Source organism: Paenibacillus sp. JCM 9796, from assembly GCF_055379675.1.
The window spans coordinates 67,569-86,935 of sequence record NZ_AP043723.1 but is presented as its reverse complement, the minus strand read 5'-3'; the positions used below and the strand labels follow the sequence as shown (position 1 = coordinate 86,935).

20 protein-coding genes are annotated in these 19,367 nt (G+C 56.1%); 19 read left to right on the top strand and 1 reads right to left on the bottom strand.

Translation table 11 applies throughout. The annotated features are described in order from the left end of the window. Window positions 1–78 precede the first annotated feature (78 nt). Window positions 79–285: a hypothetical protein gene (locus ACZ439_RS00425; protein WP_054797400.1), complete on the top strand. Its 207-nt coding sequence runs from the start codon at window positions 79–81 to the stop codon at window positions 283–285. 101 nt (window positions 286–386) lie between these two features. Here the strand turns inward: ACZ439_RS00425 and ACZ439_RS00420 are convergent, their stop codons facing one another. Beyond that, window positions 387–1,253 (bottom strand): carotenoid biosynthesis protein, encoded by an 867-nt coding sequence (locus tag ACZ439_RS00420; protein WP_054797401.1) that lies wholly within the window; start codon window positions 1,251–1,253, stop codon window positions 387–389. A 116-nt stretch (window positions 1,254–1,369) separates the two neighbouring features. Between ACZ439_RS00420 and ACZ439_RS00415 the strand changes: the two genes are divergently transcribed. The 18 genes from ACZ439_RS00415 to ACZ439_RS00330 all read left to right on the top strand — a co-directional run bounded on the left by ACZ439_RS00415 (window position 1,370) and on the right by ACZ439_RS00330 (window position 19,345). Continuing rightward, on the top strand, window positions 1,370–1,663 hold the full coding sequence (locus ACZ439_RS00415; protein WP_054797402.1) for a hypothetical protein: 294 nt from the start codon (window positions 1,370–1,372) through the stop codon (window positions 1,661–1,663). Between the two features lie 79 nt (window positions 1,664–1,742). Beyond that, on the top strand, window positions 1,743–4,028 hold the full coding sequence (locus ACZ439_RS00410) for a DEAD/DEAH box helicase (protein ID WP_464620469.1): 2,286 nt from the start codon (window positions 1,743–1,745) through the stop codon (window positions 4,026–4,028). Beyond that, the gene (locus ACZ439_RS00405) at window positions 4,025–5,698 is read left to right on the top strand and encodes a ribonuclease H-like domain-containing protein (RefSeq protein ID WP_464620468.1); all 1,674 of its coding nucleotides are present in this window, start codon (window positions 4,025–4,027) and stop codon (window positions 5,696–5,698) included. The genes ACZ439_RS00410 and ACZ439_RS00405 overlap by 4 nt, the downstream gene beginning before the upstream one ends. Window positions 5,699–5,781: 83 nt before the next feature. Further along, window positions 5,782–6,591, top strand: a complete 810-nt coding sequence (locus ACZ439_RS00400; protein WP_054796424.1) for an Fpg/Nei family DNA glycosylase — start codon at window positions 5,782–5,784, stop codon at window positions 6,589–6,591. Window positions 6,592–6,609: 18 nt separating this feature from the next. After that, the gene (locus ACZ439_RS00395; protein ID WP_054796425.1) at window positions 6,610–7,461 is read left to right on the top strand and encodes a deoxyribonuclease IV; all 852 of its coding nucleotides are present in this window, start codon (window positions 6,610–6,612) and stop codon (window positions 7,459–7,461) included. Next, window positions 7,458–7,799, top strand: a complete 342-nt coding sequence (locus ACZ439_RS00390) for a cyclic-phosphate processing receiver domain-containing protein (RefSeq protein ID WP_054796426.1) — start codon at window positions 7,458–7,460, stop codon at window positions 7,797–7,799. Before ACZ439_RS00395 ends, ACZ439_RS00390 begins: the two co-directional genes overlap by 4 nt. A gap of 13 nt (window positions 7,800–7,812) precedes the next feature. Next, window positions 7,813–8,589, top strand: a complete 777-nt coding sequence (locus tag ACZ439_RS00385; RefSeq protein ID WP_054799436.1) for an ABC transporter ATP-binding protein — start codon at window positions 7,813–7,815, stop codon at window positions 8,587–8,589. Next, window positions 8,586–9,623: an SAM-dependent methyltransferase gene (locus ACZ439_RS00380; RefSeq protein WP_054796427.1), complete on the top strand. Its 1,038-nt coding sequence runs from the start codon at window positions 8,586–8,588 to the stop codon at window positions 9,621–9,623. Before ACZ439_RS00385 ends, ACZ439_RS00380 begins: the two co-directional genes overlap by 4 nt. Window positions 9,624–9,638: 15 nt before the next feature. Further along, window positions 9,639–10,262 (top strand): class I SAM-dependent methyltransferase, encoded by a 624-nt coding sequence (locus ACZ439_RS00375; protein WP_054799433.1) that lies wholly within the window; start codon window positions 9,639–9,641, stop codon window positions 10,260–10,262. A 44-nt stretch (window positions 10,263–10,306) separates the two neighbouring features. Then, window positions 10,307–10,777 (top strand): DinB family protein, encoded by a 471-nt coding sequence (locus ACZ439_RS00370; RefSeq protein ID WP_054796428.1) that lies wholly within the window; start codon window positions 10,307–10,309, stop codon window positions 10,775–10,777. Window positions 10,778–10,957: 180 nt separating this feature from the next. Continuing rightward, entirely contained in the window at window positions 10,958–11,431 is a 474-nt protein-coding gene (locus tag ACZ439_RS00365; protein ID WP_054799432.1) for a hypothetical protein, read from the top strand. A 221-nt stretch (window positions 11,432–11,652) separates the two neighbouring features. Further along, window positions 11,653–12,765 (top strand): P-loop NTPase family protein, encoded by a 1,113-nt coding sequence (locus ACZ439_RS00360; RefSeq protein ID WP_054799431.1) that lies wholly within the window; start codon window positions 11,653–11,655, stop codon window positions 12,763–12,765. After that, a complete protein-coding gene (locus tag ACZ439_RS00355) occupies window positions 12,762–13,994 on the top strand; it encodes a CpaF family protein (RefSeq protein ID WP_054796430.1) in 1,233 nt (410 codons plus the stop codon). The genes ACZ439_RS00360 and ACZ439_RS00355 overlap by 4 nt, the downstream gene beginning before the upstream one ends. A gap of 24 nt (window positions 13,995–14,018) precedes the next feature. Then, entirely contained in the window at window positions 14,019–14,846 is an 828-nt protein-coding gene (locus ACZ439_RS00350) for a type II secretion system F family protein (RefSeq protein WP_155613969.1), read from the top strand. 7 nt (window positions 14,847–14,853) lie between these two features. After that, window positions 14,854–15,729 (top strand): type II secretion system F family protein, encoded by an 876-nt coding sequence (locus ACZ439_RS00345; protein WP_430105025.1) that lies wholly within the window; start codon window positions 14,854–14,856, stop codon window positions 15,727–15,729. A 29-nt stretch (window positions 15,730–15,758) separates the two neighbouring features. Next, complete coding sequence (locus ACZ439_RS00340; RefSeq protein WP_054796431.1) at window positions 15,759–15,992, top strand: Flp1 family type IVb pilin; 234 nt, start codon at window positions 15,759–15,761, stop codon at window positions 15,990–15,992. Window positions 15,993–15,998: 6 nt separating this feature from the next. Next, a complete protein-coding gene (locus tag ACZ439_RS00335) occupies window positions 15,999–17,033 on the top strand; it encodes a hypothetical protein (protein ID WP_464620467.1) in 1,035 nt (344 codons plus the stop codon). Window positions 17,034–17,056: 23 nt separating this feature from the next. Continuing rightward, complete coding sequence (locus tag ACZ439_RS00330) at window positions 17,057–19,345, top strand: hypothetical protein (protein WP_464620466.1); 2,289 nt, start codon at window positions 17,057–17,059, stop codon at window positions 19,343–19,345. The last annotated feature ends 22 nt before the right edge of the window (window positions 19,346–19,367 follow it).

Genomic DNA, 19,367 nt, shown 5'->3' with positions numbered 1-19,367 from the left:
TAGCCGTCTAGTATGAATTGACATGGATTGGGTTAGAATAGTTGCAGTAAAAAATCAAGCTGTAGGGGGAGTTGCGGCATGGACTTTACGAGCCAAGATATCGCCGTTATCGAACAGGCCTTGCAAATTGCGATTAGGTCCCAGGGCGAAACAGGCAGCATTCGGTCGTACCAAGAAGTGCTGAGCAAACTGAAAACCAATGCCGCGGCGGCGATGCAGCCATCGAGACTCTTGTCCGAGGACGGTTTTCGATTTGATTACGACGATTCTTCCGATCTTCTGTAAACATAAGAATAAGACCTAACCCGGCTTGGAGCAGCCCCGTTAGGTCTTATTTTCTTGTCGTGCGGCCGCTTCTGCGACACGAAGGCCGCTGAGCGCAACCATCATGAGAACGCCTCTTTCCGCCTCCATAAGAAAAGCAAGGCGAGAAGCCCGACATTGGAAGCCGCTGCCCACCAGAGGCCGCTCTTCACGGCTAAAGTCAGAAACAACGATTCCAGCGTAAGCAGCAGCAGGAGAGGGATGAATTCGCCGAGCGCTTCCCTGTTGCCCCGGCGGACCATATATTCATCATGCAAATAATTGATGATATTCATTATTAATAATGCAGTTAACCACCAGCAGACGTAATTGCTAAGCGGCACTGCATCGAACATGAGGTTCCAGGTCGCCGCCTCCTTTTGCACCCATGTCCAATACCGCTGTTTGACGGCTACCGGATCGAGCAGCAGGTCGATAGCCGTCACCATGCTGGCGGCCCAGATGGCGGGAAGCCAAAAGCTGCGCCGCTTCTTGCGAGCTCGCGCTTGCTTGATAGCTCTGGCGTTCGGCGCCAGCTTCTCCGCCAGGCTGAGTCCCCGCCAAGCGTCCGCAGCAGGTGAAGCGGGAGCGAACGCTTTCGCGATAATAAGCAGCATACACCAAGCGAACGGGATGGCCAGAGGCACCCCGAACACGAGCGGCGCGAATGCCGAACCGTAATCGTAGGCTCCGAACCACCGGCGGGTATGTACGCCGATCCATTCCGCTGCGTAGGAGATGCTCGAACAGACGACGAACAGAATTGCGGCCTGACGACTGCCGTATTTACGGGTATACCAGGTCAAGGCGGTGACGCCCCCGAGAATTAAATAAAAGCCGTTCACCCACGTGAGCCATCCGGGCAGGAAACCTCCGCTTACCAGCACATACCCGCACAAAAACCATAAGACGTATAAGGCTGTTAAACGAATCAGCCAGCGATTTACCATAGGAGTCGACTTTCTCCCGCAGCGGCCTCCCGTGACTTCCATGCGGTCGCCACGGCCTGAACAGCGGTTCGCTTTTTCTCGGGTAAGCTCGAGAAGGCGAGGTACAGACGGGGCGAATGCATGTTGACGACTTGTTCGCCTATTGGACAGGCTTCGATAAGCTTCGGAATCATGGAACTCACCTCATTATCAAGAATGGAAGGGAAGACGCTCCATTCTATGTATATAAAGATGGTGGACAAATGATACGGGAAATCGGACGAATGATACCGGGCAGCGAGGCAGGCTGCGAGCGATTCAGGCGGCAGGATAAAGTGAAGTTCGAAGTCCCGAACTTTATGCAGGGCGCCAAGCCGCTCGCGGATGATATCGAAAATAAAGTTGATGGATCGAACAGACATTCGGTATAATGGAGGAAACTAGGCTGACAACCTGCGGACGCTTTGCGGCCGCACCGGTTGCAGCGTCCGTCAGAAGGAGTCCGATTGCATGAACCGTTTGACCGGTAAAGTGTCTTCCATGAACGAATTGATCGACCTGGTTCGGGACACCCCGGAGATCATGAACCAAGTCACTTATTGGCACACGATCCCCGCTCGCGAGGGGCGTTACGAAGCTTTTCCCGAAGGGTTGAATACGCAGCTGCGCGATGCGCTGCAAGCTCGCGGCGTCGGCAGGCTGTATACGCATCAAGCCGAAGCTTTCCGCGAGGTTGCGGCCGGTCGTCACGTCGTGGCGGTTACACCGACCGCTTCAGGCAAGACGTTATGTTATAATTTGCCGGTGCTGCAAGGCATTCTGAACGACGAGAGCGCGCGAGCGCTCTATTTGTTTCCGACCAAAGCGCTGGCGCAGGATCAGGTTGCGGAGCTGCAGGAGCTGGCGACGGTGATGGGGGCGGATCTGAAGACGCATACGTACGACGGCGACACCCCGCCGAACGTGCGGCAGGCGATCCGCAACGCCGGGCATATCGTCGTGACGAATCCGGATATGCTGCATTCGGCGATTTTGCCGCACCATACGAAGTGGGTCAAGCTGTTTGAGAATATCCAATATATTGTCATCGATGAGGTTCACTCCTATCGCGGCGTTTTTGGCAGTCATGTGGCGAACGTCATCCGGCGCCTAAAGCGGATTTGCCGGTTTTACGGCTCGAATCCGCAGTTTATTTGCGCTTCCGCGACGATCGAGAATCCGAAGGAGCATGCCGAACGCCTCATCGGGGAGCAGGTATCACTCGTGAACAATAACGGGGCTCCGTCGGGAGAGAAGCATTTTGTCTTCTATAACCCGCCGGTCGTCAACCAGCAGCTTGGCATCCGCAAGAGCAGCGTGCTGGAGACGCGGAGAATCGCCGGGCTGCTGCTGAAGCAGGGCATTCAGACGATTGTCTTCGCAAGGAGCCGCGTGCGGGTCGAAATTTTGCTGACTTACCTGCAGGAGCTGGTCGCTCACGAGCTCGGACCGAAGACGATCCGCGGTTACCGCGGCGGGTACTTGCCGAAGCTGCGCCGTGAGATTGAACGAGGCTTGCGCAACGGCGATATTCGCGGCGTTGTGAGCACGAACGCGCTGGAGCTCGGCATCGATATCGGGCAGCTGCAGGCGTGCGTGTTGAACGGTTACCCCGGAACGATCGCCAGCACCTGGCAGCAGTCGGGCCGGGCGGGGCGGCGGCAGGAGAGCTCGATTACGTTCCTGGTGGCGAGCAGCAATCCGCTGGATCAATATGTGATCCAAAACCCGCAATTCTTCATCGAAAAACCGCCGGAGCGCGCGCTGATCGAACCGGACAACCTGATCATTCTGGTCGATCACGTCAAATGCGCCGCCTACGAGCTGCCGTTCGAAGCGGACGAGACGTTCGGCGGCGAGTCGCTCCACGATATTCTGGAGTTTCTGACCGACGAACGCATCCTGCATCGGGCGAAGGATCGCTGGCATTGGATGGACCAGTCGTTCCCGGCACATGACATCAGCCTGCGTTCGGCGGCCCAGGAAAATTTCATCATCATCGATATGACGAATGGGGCCAGGGTGCTCGGCGAGGTCGACCGCTTCAGCGCGCCGACGCTTATTCATGAAGAGGCGATTTATTTGCACGAGGGCGTGCAGTTTCAGGTAGAGAAGCTCGATTACGAGGAAAAGAAGGCGTACGTCCGCGAGGTCAACGTCGATTATTTCACGGACGCCAACCTGGCCGTACAGCTCAAGGTGCTGCATGTGCAGCGGGAGTCGGAGGAGCTCGGGCTGACGCGGCAATACGGCGAGGTTACGGTCAATGCGAAGGCGACAATTTTTAAGAAGCTCAAATTGAACACGCACGAGAACATAGGTTCGGGTCCCATTCATTTGCCGGAAGAAGAGCTGCACACGAGCTCCTATTGGTTTACGTTCGACGACGAAATGGCGGCGGACATGTCCGTGAACGACATGCAGTTTGCGCTGCTCGGGCTGTCGAACGTGCTCGTGCATATCGCGCCGCTTTATCTCATGTGCGATCCGCACGATATTCGCGTCGTACCGCAAGTGAAGGCCGTACATAACAAGAAGCCGACGATCTTCTTCTATGACCGATACCCCGGAGGCGTCGGGTTAAGCGAGCGGTTGTACGAGATGCACGGAGAGCTGCTTCGGGAAGCGGGGCGGATTATCGATTCGTGCGGCTGCTTGAGCGGCTGCCCGGCCTGCGTCGGTCCGATCGAGGAGGTCGGATTGACCGGCAAGCGGCTGGCGCTCGACCTGCTGAAGCGGGCGGGTGGACGGCGATGAGCTCGCTGCGCGAGAGGCTGCTGCGCCACAAGAAGCCTTCGGCGGGAAGCGGGGAGCTGAGCCCGGGGACGACCGCGGAGGGCGGGCAGGTTCTCGCCGCCCGCGACGGGGAGCGTGGGAGTCTGCGGAACGAGGCGGCAGGGGGAGCGGAGAGCGGGCGTGACGAAGCGGAGCGGGAGGCGAATCGTCCGCAGGCGGAGCCGGAGTCCGCGGAGACGCTGGCCTGGCGTGAGCTGGGAGCGGAGCTGCAGCCGGGCGAGTGGGGCGATTTTGTGATGCGGCGCGTCCACTTCGGGCTCGACCACGAGCATGGCCTACATGCGCTTGGCGAGCTGAGAGAGCGGGCCGAACGGCTGCAGCATCTGCTGGCGACGGGGAAGCGTCCCGGTACGAAAGGAAGACGCGGCGCTCAGCCGGCCGTACAGCCGCCGGACGATACCCCCGGCTCCGAATCGGCGGGTGTTGTCCCGAATGAGCCGGAGCAGCCGCCGTCTACGGCGGTCGAGCGGCTGCTGTTCATCGATACCGAGACCACGGGCCTCGGGCAGGGGGCAGGGAATGTGCCGTTTATGATCGGAATCGGGTATATGGAGGCGGATCGGTTTACCGTTGAGCAGATGCTCATACGCCATCCCGGCGAAGAAGCGTCCATGCTCGCTTATTTACAAACTAAAATTGCCGAGCGGCCGGTTCTGATTTCCTACAACGGCAAATCGTTCGACTGGCCGATCGTCCGCAACCGGTTCATCCTCAATCGAATTCCACTGCTGGCCGAACCGGAGGGACATCTCGATTTCCTGTATCCGTCCCGCAGCCTATGGAAGCGGACGCTGCCTTCGGTGCGTCTGGGGCAAGTGGAGACGTCCCGGCTCGGCGTATTCCGAAGCGACGATGTGCCCGGCTCGATGGCGCCCGTCCTGTATTTTAAATATTTGGCCGAGCGCAACCCCGAGGTGCTGTCCGGCGTGTTCCGGCATAACGAATGGGATGTGCTGACGCTGGCCGGGCTGGCTATTCATTTGGCCCGGCTGCTTGGGTACGAGTCGGATGGGGACGACGTGCAGGCGTTCGGACGGGAAGAATGGTTCCGCTATGGCAAGTGGCTGGAGAAGTGCGGAATATACGATGCGGCTATGGTGACGATGGAGGCGCTGGCACACGACTTGACGGAGCACGATACGGAGGCGGAGCCGGAGCGGGCCGAATTGGACAGCTGCGTGCTGCCGCTTGCTCAATATTTCAAGAAATACGGACGGTACGAAGAGGCGCTCGCGCTGTGGAACTTGTACATTCGTCGCATGGGAAGGGAGCGAACGGCTGCGCTCGAGCCTTTCATCGAGCTGTCGATGTACTACGAACACAAGGATAAACAGTTGGAGCTGGCGCTGCAGTACGCGCGTGAGGCGGAGGATGTGTTATGGCGACGCGACGCGTTGAAACGTAGCGTCGCGAAGGCAGGGCAGCGTCGGCGTTCGGCCGAGACGACGGACGAACCCTCTCCGGAAGCAGCCGATCTGATGAAACGGATCGAACGATTGGAACGGAAAGCGGCGAGCGCTTTATCCGGTGCCGCAAAGTCAGCAGCGTGCCGTCCCGAAGGCCAATCAGGCAAATCGCCTAAGAAACGAACGGGCACTGCACAGCTGGATTTGCTCTCGGACTTTTCTTAAGCGGATGTGAGCCCCGGGATGCGGTACATAAAACCGGTTCGACATGGAAATATAGAGGAAGACTATGTCGAGGGGGTGTCATTATGCCAGAGCTGCCCGAAATGGAAAATTACCGCCGCCTGCTGAGCGGATTGATCGTGAACCGTCTGATCACGGAAACGGAAGTGACGCGGGAGAAATCAATCAATATAGAGTCGCAACGGTTCGACCGGCTTCTTCGCGGACAATCGATCCGCCAGGTCGAGCGACGGGCGAAATATTTGCTGTTTACTTTGACGTCAGGAGAGACGTTAGTGCTGCATTTGATGCTCGGAGGCATTTTGTTCTACGGGACAGAAGCCGAGAAGCCGGAGCGTACCGTTCAAGTCCGCATCGGCTTCGGGGAGCGGTATTTGAATTTTATCGGGCTGCGGCTCGGCTACTTGCATGTCGTGGAAGCGGGACAGCTTCAGCCGCTGTTCGCCAAGCTCGGTCCGGAGCCGTTCGAGCCGTCGTTCACGGAGCCGGCGTTTACGGAACGGCTTGCCCGTCGTAAGGGAACGCTGAAAAGCAATCTTGTCGACCAGAGCGTGCTGGCGGGAATCGGCAATTGTTACAGCGACGAGATTTGTTTTGACGCCGGCTTGCGTCCTGCCCGTAAACCGGCGTCTTTGCAGCCGGTAGAATTCGAACGCTTATATCTGTCCATGCGGCGAGTGCTGGCGGAAGCGACGGAATTCGGCGGTTATATGGACATGCCGTTGTACCCCGGCGATCGTTTAACAGGCGGTTTCGATAGCAGGTGCCGCGTTTACGACCGTGAAGGGGAGCCTTGCTTGCGCTGCGGCGGTACGATCGTACGCGAGGATGCTTCCTCAAAGAAATCGTACTGCTGTCCGGCGTGCCAATCGTAGAAGGGCGGTGGTGAGGACATGAAATTCGGCTGTCATATCAGCATCCGACGCGGCTTCCTGGAAGCGGCCAAAACCGCCACCCTGTTAGGAGCCGACGCGTTTCAATATTTCCCGAAAAATCCGCGCAGCCTGACCGTCAAAGTGTTCCAGCGGCAGGATGCGGCCGCTTGTGCGTCCTACTGCCGGGAGCGCGGGATCCGGTCGATCGCCCATACGCCTTATCCTACCCATATTGCGGCGGATCCGGGCGAGCTCCGGCAAGCGACGATCGATTCGCTGCGCAACGATCTGGACATTGCGGACGCATGCGGCTCCGTTGGCATTGTCGTTCATTTTGGCAAATTCCGGGGAAAAGACCCGTTACAAGGCTACAAAAATATTATACAATGTGTGAATGAAGTGCTTTCGGGTTATGCCGGGCAAACGTTATTGCTGCTCGAGAATCAGGCCGGTGAAGGAACGATGATGGGGACGACGCTGGAGGAGCTTGTACAGGTACGCCGGCTTTGCGAGCGGCCGGAGCTGGTCGGCTTTTGCTTCGATACATGCCATGCGTTCGCTTCCGGACTGTGGCCATCTTCGCCGTCGGAGGGCTGGCGGCAGCTGGAGGAGCGGATGGAGCAAACCGGCTATTGGGCCGATCTGCAAGCGATTCATCTGAACGACTCGCTCTACCCGCGCGGCGGCTGTAAAGATCGGCATGCGCGGATCGGTCATGGAGAAATGGGCGAGGAGCGTTTTGCCGCGATGCTCGGCTCAAGCAAGCTGCGTGAGCGCCTGAATTTGCCGGTCGTGCTGGAAACCCCTGTTCCTCGCGGCGTTACGCATGAATCGGAAATTTGTTATATTAGGGAGATGGGTACACGGTGATCCACGTATATTTGGATGATTTCCGCGCGTGTCCGCCTGGTTTCGTATTGGCTCGCAATCTCGAAGAGTGTTTGCTGCTGCTGCAAGAATATGAGGTTGACGTGTTGTCGCTGGATTACGACCTCGGCTGGGGTTTCCCGAACGGGCTTGAAGTCGTCCGCGCCATGATATCCTTGCGCGCTTACCCGAAACGAATCTTCCTCCATACGTCCAGCGATGCCGGCAGGAAGCATATGTATGAAATGTTGTACCAACAGAAGCCCGACCATGTGGCGCTTGTGAACGGCCCGGTGCCGCCCGAGCTGCTCATGGAGCTGGCTCATCCCGCTAAAGAATAGGTTGTGTGTACTGATGTCAGACGTATTATCGATGGATCAAATCCATTTTATCCGCGACGACCGCCATATATTGGCCGGCGTTCATTTCAACATCCGAGCCGGAGAGCATTGGGTCGTGCTCGGCCGCAACGGTTCCGGCAAGACGACGCTGCTCGAGCTGATGAACGGATACCAGTTTCCGTCTCGGGGTACCGTACGCGTTCTAGGCCATACGTACGGACAGTGCGACGTGCGGGAGGTGCGCAAAAGCATCGGTTATATCAGCCAGTCGCTTTATGAGAAATTGAATCCCGCCGATCCGGTATGGGAAGTCGTCGCTACCGGGGAATTCGGATTTTTGCGATTTTACGAAACGATCCCGCAAGGCATTCGAGAGAAATCGCTGGATAAGCTGCACGAGGTGAATCTGCTGAAGCTGGCGGATCAGCCGCTCGGCAGCTTGTCCCAAGGGGAACGGAAGAAGGTCATGCTGGCGCGAGCGCTCATGACGAGTCCGTCGATTCTGATTATGGACGAGCCGTGTGCCGGACTGGATCTGTATGAACGCGAGCGGCTGCTGGAAAATATCAATGTACTTGGCGGTGAGCAGATGACCGTCATCTACGTGACTCACCACATGGAAGAAATTGTTCCGATGTTTACGCATGTGCTGCTGATTGAGGAAGGCCAAGTGATCGCTTCCGGCGCGAAGCGGGATGTGCTGACCGAAGATAACTTAATGAAGGCGTTCCAGGTGCCGATCCGGATCGAATGGTTCGGAGACCGTCCTTGGATCAAGGTGACGGGATGAGCGAAGCGATGTTGATCGGCACGTCCAATCGCGGTTATGCCCAGCAGGCGCAGGAAGAATTGCGGCGGCTGTTCTCGCCAGCCGCGGTTCGTTTCGCTTGGCTGGCGCCCGGAGAAACGTTCACGTTTACCGTGGAGCTGGAGCGGGAAGAGGCGGTACGTCGCGTGCTTGCGGCGGAGCCGGTATTTCTGCGGCATATGTGCCCGGTGGATGCGCAGACGTCCTGGAACGGAACGCTGGAAGAAGCCGCTGCGGCGCTAAAGTCGGCGATGGAAGCGTATCGCCCGTTCGTGCCGACGGGCTCGGCGATTGCGGTGCAAGCGCGCAAGCCGGAGACGGAGACGGGGCTTCCGTCGCCGTCAGCAATCAAGTCCATCATCGATCCGCTGCTCGAATCGCAGCTTTCGGCCGTGCCCGTCGTCCGGCAGGCGGATTGGATTTTGTCCGTATACATGACGGGGGAATCGTTGTTCACGGGCCTGTCGCGGCCTGCGCATAACTTGTCCGATTGGGCGGGCGGCGCTGTACGGTTCCGCAAGGAAGACGGTCAAGTGTCGAGGGCCAAATTCAAGCTGCTGGAAGCGGAGCTGGCGTTCGGGCTGGACTTCGGCCAATACAAGCATGCGCTTGACATTGGCGCCGCGCCAGGCGGCTGGACAAGCCTGCTGCTTGAACGGGGACTCGCCGTCACCGCCGTCGATCCGGCGAAGCTGGACGCATCGCTGGTGAAGCACCCGAAGCTGACCTATTTGGCCAAGAAAGCGGATGAAGTCGTTTTCGTCTCGGGCCAATTCGATTTGCTCGTTTGCGACATGAGCTGGAGCCATCGCCAAATGACGAAGCTTGTCCGGGAGCTGATGTATGCGCTGAAGCCCGGCGGCACGGCGATCATAACCGTGAAGCTGATGCATAAGAAGGCGTTTCAGACGATCCGTGAAGTCGTCGATGATTTCGCGGGCACGATGACGCTGCAGCAGGCTAAACAGCTTTTTCATAACCGGGATGAGTTGACCTTGTTCCTCATTCGTCAGTAGAAGGAGTAAAGGCGTATGACGTCGGAAGCGTATTGGGATGCGATCTTCGCTGGACATCAGGAGGAAAACCTCCGTTACGATTTATGGTTGGAGCCGTATGCGGAGATGCTGCAGCAGAGGAGTGGCCGTCCCATCCTCGATTTGGGCTGCGGCGCGGGCAACAATACGCTGTATGCGGCTGAGCGCGGTTGGCCGGTGATCGCCTGCGATCGATCCGGGGAAGCCTTGAAACGGGTAAACGAACGTCTGCCCGGTGTGCCGACGGTTCGCTTGGATTTGCGGGAACGGCTGCCGTTTGACGACGGAATCGCCTCGGCCGTGATCGCCGATCTTTGCTTGCATTATTTTTCATGGGCGGAAACGGTATGCATGGTCGACGACATTCGTCGCGTGCTTTCAGCGGACGGACTGCTGTTATGCCGGGTTAATTCCACGCGTGATCAGGAATACGGCGCCGGGCAGGGTACGGAAGTGGAGCCCCATTATTATGCGTGGGAAGGCCAATTGAAGCGGTTCTTCGACCGGGCACAGGTCGATCGTTTGTTCCGCGGCTGGACGCTTCTGAATGCCGAGGAGCAGGTCATGACCCGGTATGCAAAAGAGAAGCAGGTGTGGATGATCGCGGCGGCCAAGCGTTGACAGAAGGCGGCATGCCGTTACTAACATGCGGGAGGTTTGGGGACATGGAAACGCTGGTGCAAAGCTATGCGGAAGGTTACAATAAACTGGTGCAAGCTATCGAGGGAGTAACGGATGAAGAGCTGTTATTCAAGCCGGCCCCTGAGAAGTGGAGCATCAAAGAAGTTGTCATTCACGTATGCGATGCGGAGATGGTGGGGGTTGACCGCATGAAGCGGACGCTCTCGGAGCCGAATCCGCTGTTGTTCAAATTCGACCCGGATGCATGGGCTTCGCGAATGGATTACCAGTCTCTCGATATGCAGTTGTATTTGACGCTGTTTCAAGCGCTTCGCGCTTCTATGGTTTCCGTGCTCACAGCATTGAAGCCGGAAGATTGGGAGCGCACGGCCGTCCATAACGTGACCGGGAAGCACACGCTGGAGGACATCGTGCGCATGTTCGATCGCCACGTGGATACGCACATTCGCCAAATCGAGCGGAACAAGCAAGCTTATGCGGCCGTCGTTCGTTAGGCGATAATTGGCTTGCCATTTGCTGTTTTATGAGTATCGGATTGAGTTTGGAAGTTTTACAGAGTCCCGAGAAGCAAAAGCCTATGGTCGATGGCCATAGGTTATTTGTTTTGCAGCTTTGGTAACTAAGAGCTATTGAGATATATAGGGGAATAATGGTATGTTCAATGTAACGTTACCATGGAATACGCAACAGGTTATCGAATTGAAGAATTCCAATGCTCAATTGCTGAATATAAGAGTTTCTTAAAAGAACAGGCACTGGAGTTTCAAGAACTTAATATCTCACGAACGTTTTTACTTATTAACAAGATGAATGCGGATATAGTTGCTTACATGGCACTTGTTTCTGATTCTATCAGACTAAGTATTGATGAGAGAACAACCCATTTCCCAGAGAAAATTATGTTTCCCGATTTTCCGGCAATTAAAATTGGAAAACTTGCTGTAAGCAGTATCGACCAGCAGGAGTATAAGGGAATTGGGTCACTGATGATTGAACTTGCGAGAGGTATTGCTCAAGAGGTCAATGACTCTGTTGCTTGCAAATTTATTACTGTGGACGAAGATATAGAAAATGATGAGCACGTGACTGATTTTTATTATAAAAACAACTTTGTCTTGAATGAAGAAATCAATAAGGGCAAACGATGAACAATAAGTATGCGATTAAATATTTTCGACGACCCTCAGGCAGCAGTTCAAGAAGATACTGCGTAGTTACCTTGTGGCTTTTTGTCATAGCACTTGCCATTTCCAGTATTTATGATATAATACGAATTAATTCAATAAAAGAAGCAGCGGAAGCACCGTTGTCAGGGATATTACCCCGACAACGGTGTTTTTTGTGCTGCAAGAAAGGAGGGGACGGCCTAATGGCCAAAATGCAGCTCGTGCTGCTGGATGCCGACACCTATTTCGGCGGGATGCTTTCCGCTTATATCCGTTCTTCGGAGTTTGCCGAGCGGTTCAGCTTTCATTGGTTTACGTCTCGGGCAGAAGGGTTTCGATTCGTCGAGGAAACGCGACAACCGCAAATTGTGCTGGTGCACGAAGCATGGCTGCCGCTGCATGAAGCGCTGTTCGCGTTGAAGACGGGTTGCACTGTTATCGTCAGTGAGACGGAGCGTACCGGCGGGGTGCTGGAGTATCCGGTTCTGTTCAAGTACCAGCCGTTGAACCGCCTCCTGTCGTCGGTTGCTTCTCATTATAACGAGTACAGCTATCTGGAACCGCTTCGGGGCAGCAAACGTTCCGGCGTTATTACCGTTTATTCGGCGGTCGGAGGAAGCGGCAAGACGGTAACCGCGGTCCATCTGGCCGCGCAGCTCGCCGAACATGGGGAGCGCACGTTATGTCTTTCCTTGGAGCGTCTGCCGTCGCGGGGCTGGTACGAAACCGAGCCGATGGAGAGCGAAACGAGCGAGACTTTCTCCCGGCTGCTGTACTATGCCAAAACGCGGCCTGAGCAAATCCCGGCCAAGCTTGAGCAGTTAAAGCGAACGCACCCGACATGGAAATACGATTTCATTCCGCCCCTTACGCACCCGGCGGAATGGGACGACATCGAGGCTTGCGACATCAGGAGGCTGTTCGAAGGCATCGTGAAAGCCGGGATCTACGATCGGATCATCGTGGATGCCGATTCCTCGGACGGGCCGTTGACGACGGAGCTGCTCAAAGTGTCCGGTCTCGTGCTCTGGCCGTTGACGGATGACGTCATTCAACTGCAAAAGTCGAAGGATTGGTTCGAAAGCCGCCGCCTGCGTCATCAGCAGGAAGCAGAGGAGTTGCAGGCTAAAGTCCGGTTCGTCCTTAACCGGTTTACCGGCACCCAGGCCAATGATATGGCATCGTACTCGTTTAAGGTCAGCGCCCGGTTACCGTATGTGCCGGAATGGAAAAATGTCGCGCAAGCGGATCGCATGCTGTTGAGAGGATTTGCCGACGAGGCTGCGGCGCTTGTTCGAGGGGGCGGTTCGCCTTGACGGCGGAACAGAGCTGGATCGACCTGAAGCAGCAGCTGAAGCTGACCATTCAAGATCGGATCGACTACGGGTCCTCGCTTTCAGACGAGCAGCTGCTCGAGTTAATAGAAGCGGAAGTTTTCACCCGGTCGATGGAAAACTTTATTTCGGCCGGACGCAAGCATAAGCTGGTGCGGGACATCTTCGATTCGTTCCGCGGGCTCGACGTGATCCAGTCCCTGGTCGAAGACAAGGAAATTACGGAAATTATGATCAACTCTCATGAACGGATTTTTATCGAGAAGCACGGGCAAATGATACAGACAGATCTGGCTTTCGAAAGCCGGGAGAAGCTGGAGGATACGATTCAGGCGATCGTCGGCAAAGTGAACCGCATCGTCAACGAATCCAGTCCGGTTGTGGATGCGCGATTGACAGACGGCTCGCGTGTACATGTCGTGCTTCCGCCAATCGCACTGGACGGACCGACGATGACGATTCGAAAATTTCCCGCTCATCCGTTAAGCATGCGCGATTTGATCGCCATGCAAGCGATATCCGAGGAGGCGGCGCAATGGCTGATCCGTTTGGTCAAAGCCAAATACAATGTGTTCATCAGCGGCGGCACGGGTTCGGGCAAGACGACGTTCCTGAACGCCCTGGCCCAGCATATTCCGCCGGACGAGAGGGTCGTTACGATCGAGGATTCGGCAGAACTGCAGATCCGCGGCATACCGAATGTCGTACGGTTGGAGACACGCAACGCCAACACCGAGGGCAAGGGAGAAATCTCCATCCGCGAGCTGATTCGCGCTTCGCTGCGGATGCGTCCGAACCGGATCGTCGTCGGAGAGGTTCGCGGCGCCGAGGCGCTTGATATGCTGCAGGCAATGAACACCGGGCATGACGGAAGTTTGAGCACAGGTCATGCCAATTCGACGACGGATATGCTAAGCCGTTTGGAAACGATGGTTTTGAGCGGGGCGCAATTGCCACTCGATGTCGTTCGCAAACAGATGGCATCCGCGATTGACGTGATGGTCCATTTGCAGCGGCTCCGGGATCGTTCAAGAAGAGTAACCGAGATTAGCGAGGTAGCCGGAATCGTGCAGGGGGAGGTGGTATTGAATCCGTTGTACCGGTTTGAAGAGCAGGGCGATCAAAGGGAAGGTCCGATTATCGGCGGCCTGGTGCCGACCGGCAATGAGCAGCGGCAACTGGCCAAGCTGCACATGAGCGGCTTGCTGTAGCAAAGCTGCGGAAGGAGGCGTGATATGGATTCGATGAAGAAGGCGATTTCGTTCCGCCGTAAGCTGGAATTTATTAAACGGGGGCAGTTCGGCGAAGAAAGCAATCATGCAGTTGCGGATTATAACGAGATCCGTTTGTCGAGCCGCGAGTGGATGGGGACGGTACTGCTGGGAGCCGGATTGTCGGGCGGTGTGGCATGGATTTTTTATAGACATCCGTTTGCGGTGCTGGCGTTCGCTTGTGCCGGGTTCGCCTTCCCGGCCATTCGCCGGAAGCAGCTGTTGTTGAAACGCAAAGCGCAGTTAAAAATTCAATTCAAGCAGCTGTTGTCCGCCATCTCCTCATCGCTAAGCGCCGGGAGATCGGTGGAGAGCGCCATCCGCGAGTCATTGAACGATTTGAGACTGTTGTATCCCGATGCCTCGGCCCTGATTATCAGGGAGCTGGAAATGATGGTCCGGCGCATGGACAACGGAGAGAGCATCGAATCGGCATTTATCGGTTTCGCCCGGCGTGCGCACGTGGAGGAAATTTCCCAATTCGCCGATATATTTGTCATTTGCAAGCGGACAGGAGGCAACCTGGTGCAGGTCGTGCGCAGAACGACACTGCTCATTCAAGAGAAGCTCGATATTGATCAGGATTTGCAGGTGCTGCTGGCGCAAAAAAAGTTCGAGTCAAAAGTGCTGGCCGTCGCCCCTGTCGTTTTTGTCGCCGTGATGGCGTGGAGCGCTCCCGATTATATGCTGCCGCTTTACGAAGGAACGGGGCATTTGATTATGACAGGCTCCTTACTGCTGCTGTGGATTTGCCGACTGTGGATTCAAACCATTATGGACATAAAGGTGTGAGCGGCGTATGTCGTGGATGCTGGTTTTGCTGCTGCTGCAAGTCACGGCGGCCACTATGCTGGCGGTGTCGTCTCACCGGTCGTACGCTTCCTGGTTACTGGAGTTCCGCCGGCTGCTGCCGAAAGACCCGCTGTATTGGGCAGCGGCTTCTGCCCTGTGCGTGATCGACAGGCTGCAGCTTGCGGAAAGGCTGAGCGAACCGCTCCATCATGTTCATCAAGTGATGATCGGCTTGCATGGCGCCAAGTCTGCCTTAACGCATACGCGGTGGTTTGTCGCGGGATCGGTGCTGATCGGATGGGGCTGGGTGCTTCTCTTTACGCTGCTCGGGTCGCTGCTCGATGATAACGCCGAAATGCTCGTTTACGGGCTGTTGTTAGGTGTGGGAACACCGCTGGCGCTGTACAAGAGAGAGCAGGGAGCCCTGATCCGCAAGCGGCGTTCGATGCTGATCGAGCTGCCGGAGGTGTTGAATCAGCTGATGCTGCTCGTCGGAGCGGGAGAGACGGTGCAGCAGGCATTGATCCGGATCGCCGACAAAACCGGGGCATCGGCCGATCCGCTGCGCATGGAGCTTTCCGAGGCGGCGCGAGCGTTGAAAATGAATGGTTCTTTTACAAAATGCATGGAGGATTTCAGCAAACGGTGTTCTCTCCAGGAAACGACCTTGTTTACAACAACGCTGCTTTTGAACTACAGACGCGGCGGCGAGGAGATGCTCGTTTCGCTGCGCGAACTGTCCATGACGCTGTGGGATAAGCGGAAGGCGCTTGCCAAGACGCTTGGCGAAGAAGCGTCGTCCAAGCTTGTATTTCCGATGGTGCTTATCTTTTTTATCGTCATGGTTATCGTGGCCGTTCCAGCCTTGTTAATGACGGCCTAATCATCTTTACGAAGCGGGAGGAATGGGGAATGTTCGCATTTAGAGAGGCATGGAATCGGTTTTGGAAGGAGGAGGACGGGCTCGGGACGCTGGAGATTTTGCTCATCGTCGCGGTACTGCTGATTATAGCGATAGCTTTTCGCAAGTGGATCATGAAGTGGATGCAGCAATTGTTCAACAGCGCGGATTCCGAAATTAATACGGAAACGAGCAATTTGCGCGGGACAGGGAATCAATTGGGCCAGCCGCAAACGACCCCGTAACCGCTCATGGAGCGTCTGCTATTCCGTAAGGGCTTGGCGGCTCGGCTGAGGCGTCTGGTCTCCGCGAAGGAAGGACAATTTACGCTGGAGGCTGCATGGACGCTGCCGATTATCGTGCTGTTGACGTTCTCGCTCTTGTGGCTTGCGGTGATGATGTACCGCGAGTCCGGCTTATATTTCAACGCGGGCCGGTTGGCGGAACGAACGGCCTATGTCTGGGACAACAGCCGGAAGGACATGGTTACAGGAGCGGTCCGGCCTGAAGCCGGGGACGGGCTTTATTGGCGGTTGGCTGACGACAGCCTGTCGCAATGGTTTAATGTGGCGAACCCGATGAGCCCGGTTCGCGTAGCTTTACCGCAGTCTGCAGGAGAACGCGATACAGCGGAAGGGCCGGCCGGAAAATTGGCCCGAACGGCTGGCTTGCTGGATGTTTCCGTACGAGGCTCGTTGTCGTTTCAGCACTACGGTTTGTTCAGGGTCGTACGGGCGGCTTTGGAGAGGAACATCGAGGTGCCGGCAACGGCGAGCCGCTGGTTCAAGTCCACCGAGATCGAAGCGTTCGCTGCGTCATATGTCGTCGAGCCGGTCGAAACGATCCGCTTGACGGACCTTACGCGGACATTCATCTCGGAAATTCAAGGGCGTATCAAGCCGAAACAAGCATTGGCGGCCATGGTGCAGCCCGCCTCCGACGTCAAGCAGCCGGTGCCGGTTACGAGCCATGCGCAAGCGGCGGAGTATGTGCGGCTGTTGGTGAACGGGACGGAGACGATCGTTCAAGCGACTCCCGAATCCAAACGGACGATCGACGCGCTTGACGCATCCGGCGTCGCGCATCAAGCCTACTACACGTTCAATGAAAAAAATTTACGCGAGGTCCAAATGCCCAAAGATCTCGAGCTGTTAAAGAAAGGTGTGCAAGTAAAGGGCGTCGTCTGGCATTTTTTCAAAACCTCGAATCAGGATAAGATCAAGCTGTCGCAAGGCTTGAGGAAAGAGCTGGAGCGCAGCGGCATCGTCGTTGTGTTCCATGAATGAGGAGAATGGCGGGAGGTGAACGATTGTTCCGCTTCAAGCGATGGTGGCGAAGCGAAAAGGGCGGCGTTTCTATGTATCTCATGATGATTTTACTGCCGCTGCTTTTGTTCTTAGGTTTGTTGATTGACGTTTTACGCTGGAAAACGGCGGACCAGGAGGCGGAGCTGGCCGTGAAAGCCGGTGTCCGCTCCGTCATGTCCGCGTATTCCAAAAATTTGCAGGCTTATGGCTTGTACGCCATAGAAACGGGAACCGTCGATGCGAACGGCGAATTCGCCAAGACGGTGTCCGACAATTTGTCGGATTCTGCGGGAGCCGACCGATTCGTATGGATGCGTCAGGAGCTAGTGCCGGGAACGGCCAAAGTGACTCCAATATATCCGTTATCCAATCATCAAACGATGAGGCAGCAAATCTTAGAGGAAATGAAGTATCGCGCACCGCTTAACTTTGCGCTGGAAATTGTGGACAAATTTCAGAAAAACGGTGTTGCGGCCGCGATGGGAGACGCCTCCCGGTTCGGTGAACGCGCCTCTAAAGTGGAGGCTCTGATCGGGGAGCGCGACAAGAAGATGAACGAGGCATGGCAGGAGTTCGCCGCGATCAAGCAAAAATCGGCGGACATCACGCCGTTCTATCAAACGCAGCTGCGCGATTTGAACGAATTGAGCGCGCGTATCGGTGTTCATACGCTTGAAGATACGAGTTTGGCGCTTCAGCAGGCCAAGGCTCAGGCGACTGCCTTACAGAACCAGATCCGCAGCATTGACGGTTCAATCAATTCCTTGGCGCAGGCGGGCGCGGGCGCCGTTCAAGCGATCGCGCAGCTCGCCCAATCCCGCGCCGAGCTCGCCAGCCAGTATCAGATTGCGATGCAAACGGTAACCCAATACGAGGAGTTGATAGCCAATTTCGTGCGTTACGGCGAACTGCTGCTGGTCCTTCAAGGGAAAACCGCGCTGGATCAAGACGAGCTCCATACGAAACTCATCCGGTTCCAGCAAGCGTTCAAACAAACGGTACTAGCGAACGATGCGTTGAACGCCGAAATGGAGCAAATCAAGAACGGGGGAGGGGGCTCTTCCACAACGGCAAAAGCGGACGACGTGTTCGCCCGGGTGCAAGTGATCGGCAAACAGGAGATGGATCAATGGGAGGCCGATGCGGGCGGAGCCGTCGCTCAATTTTCCGGCTTTCATGCGCAAATGAACGACGGTATTTGGTTTACGCAGCAAAAATATGCGAACACGATCGCTGCGGTCGAAGGCTCGAAGCAAACGCTCGATACCGCGTGGACACGCATGTCCCCGGAGATGAATCGCAGAAGTCAAAGCCAGAAGAACATTCAAGACGCGAAGCGGGAGCAGCGGGCGAAAACGCAAGCCGTATTGGATCAAGTGAGACGCGGCATCGGCGCTTGCAGTCTCGTCTCCGGCGTCGACCCTTACGAATCGTTGTATCACTCGCTTCAGGGAAATCCGGCAACGCCGGGGGTAAAAGGCTATTTCCAGACGTTCATGGAGATGAATCGTCAGCAGGATAACCTTGCCTCCGTCCCGACGGCTCCTTTAGATAATCCGGATCAGGCGGGTTTGAGCGCGCTTAAACTGGCATCCGGACTCGAGAACGTCCTCTCGACGGTTCGGGACGAGTATTATATCGATGATTACGCCGTCAGCAAGTTCAGCTACCGGACGCTCGGAATGGAGAAAGATTCGTACGGCCGCATCCGTACATCCAAAGAGCTTTCGATGCCGGAGCAGCATCCGCTTGCCAACCAGGAGGTGGAGTATATGATCTATGGCGCCGCTTCTTGCGCAGGCAATTATTCGCTTGCTTATGCGGAGATGTTTGCGTTTCGTCTTGCGATTGGCGTTGCGGAGGCGCTGCTTGCCCCGGACGCCAACTCGCTGGCAGCCGGTTCACCGCTGCTGGTGCTGCTTGCGGCTGTTGCCGAAGGGGCCGTACAAGCGCAGCAGGATATGGCGCTTTTGATTCAAGGGAATTCGGTACCGGTTTCTAAAAAGCTTAGTTCGGCGATTGCTTTAAGCTATAAAGATTATTTGCGCATCTTTTTGCTGCTGCACAGTAAGGAAGCGGCGCTCTTGTCCCGTATTCAGGCTCTGGTGTATGTAAATACGGGTGTCGATTTAACCCAAACCGCGACCTACCTGTCCGGCAGCGCTTCGACTGCGTTTTCGTTCTGGTTTATGCGCGGTGTGACGCGTCTATTGGGAAATAACGGCTTTGCCGCATGCGGGGCGGATAAAGCGAGATGCAGCTTGTCCAAGACGGCCGATTTGCGCTACTAGGGCAAGTTATTTCGGGGTCCGA

Coding starts and splice junctions, on each gene's coding strand:
- ACZ439_RS00410 (WP_464620469.1), top strand. CDS start 1,743: ATGAACCGTTTGACCGGTAAAGTGTCTTCCATGAACGAATTGATCGAC.
- ACZ439_RS00335 (WP_464620467.1), top strand. CDS start 15,999: ATGGAGCGTCTGCTATTCCGTAAGGGCTTGGCGGCTCGGCTGAGGCGT.
- ACZ439_RS00375 (WP_054799433.1), top strand. CDS start 9,639: ATGACGTCGGAAGCGTATTGGGATGCGATCTTCGCTGGACATCAGGAG.
- ACZ439_RS00415 (WP_054797402.1), top strand. CDS start 1,370: ATGCATGTTGACGACTTGTTCGCCTATTGGACAGGCTTCGATAAGCTT.
- ACZ439_RS00350 (WP_155613969.1), top strand. CDS start 14,019: ATGGATTCGATGAAGAAGGCGATTTCGTTCCGCCGTAAGCTGGAATTT.
- ACZ439_RS00380 (WP_054796427.1), top strand. CDS start 8,586: ATGAGCGAAGCGATGTTGATCGGCACGTCCAATCGCGGTTATGCCCAG.
- ACZ439_RS00360 (WP_054799431.1), top strand. CDS start 11,653: ATGGCCAAAATGCAGCTCGTGCTGCTGGATGCCGACACCTATTTCGGC.
- ACZ439_RS00425 (WP_054797400.1), top strand. CDS start 79: ATGGACTTTACGAGCCAAGATATCGCCGTTATCGAACAGGCCTTGCAA.
- ACZ439_RS00365 (WP_054799432.1), top strand. CDS start 10,958: ATGGAATACGCAACAGGTTATCGAATTGAAGAATTCCAATGCTCAATT.
- ACZ439_RS00400 (WP_054796424.1), top strand. CDS start 5,782: ATGCCAGAGCTGCCCGAAATGGAAAATTACCGCCGCCTGCTGAGCGGA.
- ACZ439_RS00420 (WP_054797401.1), bottom strand. CDS start 1,253: ATGGTAAATCGCTGGCTGATTCGTTTAACAGCCTTATACGTCTTATGG.
- ACZ439_RS00385 (WP_054799436.1), top strand. CDS start 7,813: ATGTCAGACGTATTATCGATGGATCAAATCCATTTTATCCGCGACGAC.
- ACZ439_RS00405 (WP_464620468.1), top strand. CDS start 4,025: ATGAGCTCGCTGCGCGAGAGGCTGCTGCGCCACAAGAAGCCTTCGGCG.
- ACZ439_RS00340 (WP_054796431.1), top strand. CDS start 15,759: ATGTTCGCATTTAGAGAGGCATGGAATCGGTTTTGGAAGGAGGAGGAC.
- ACZ439_RS00370 (WP_054796428.1), top strand. CDS start 10,307: ATGGAAACGCTGGTGCAAAGCTATGCGGAAGGTTACAATAAACTGGTG.
- ACZ439_RS00345 (WP_430105025.1), top strand. CDS start 14,854: ATGTCGTGGATGCTGGTTTTGCTGCTGCTGCAAGTCACGGCGGCCACT.
- ACZ439_RS00395 (WP_054796425.1), top strand. CDS start 6,610: ATGAAATTCGGCTGTCATATCAGCATCCGACGCGGCTTCCTGGAAGCG.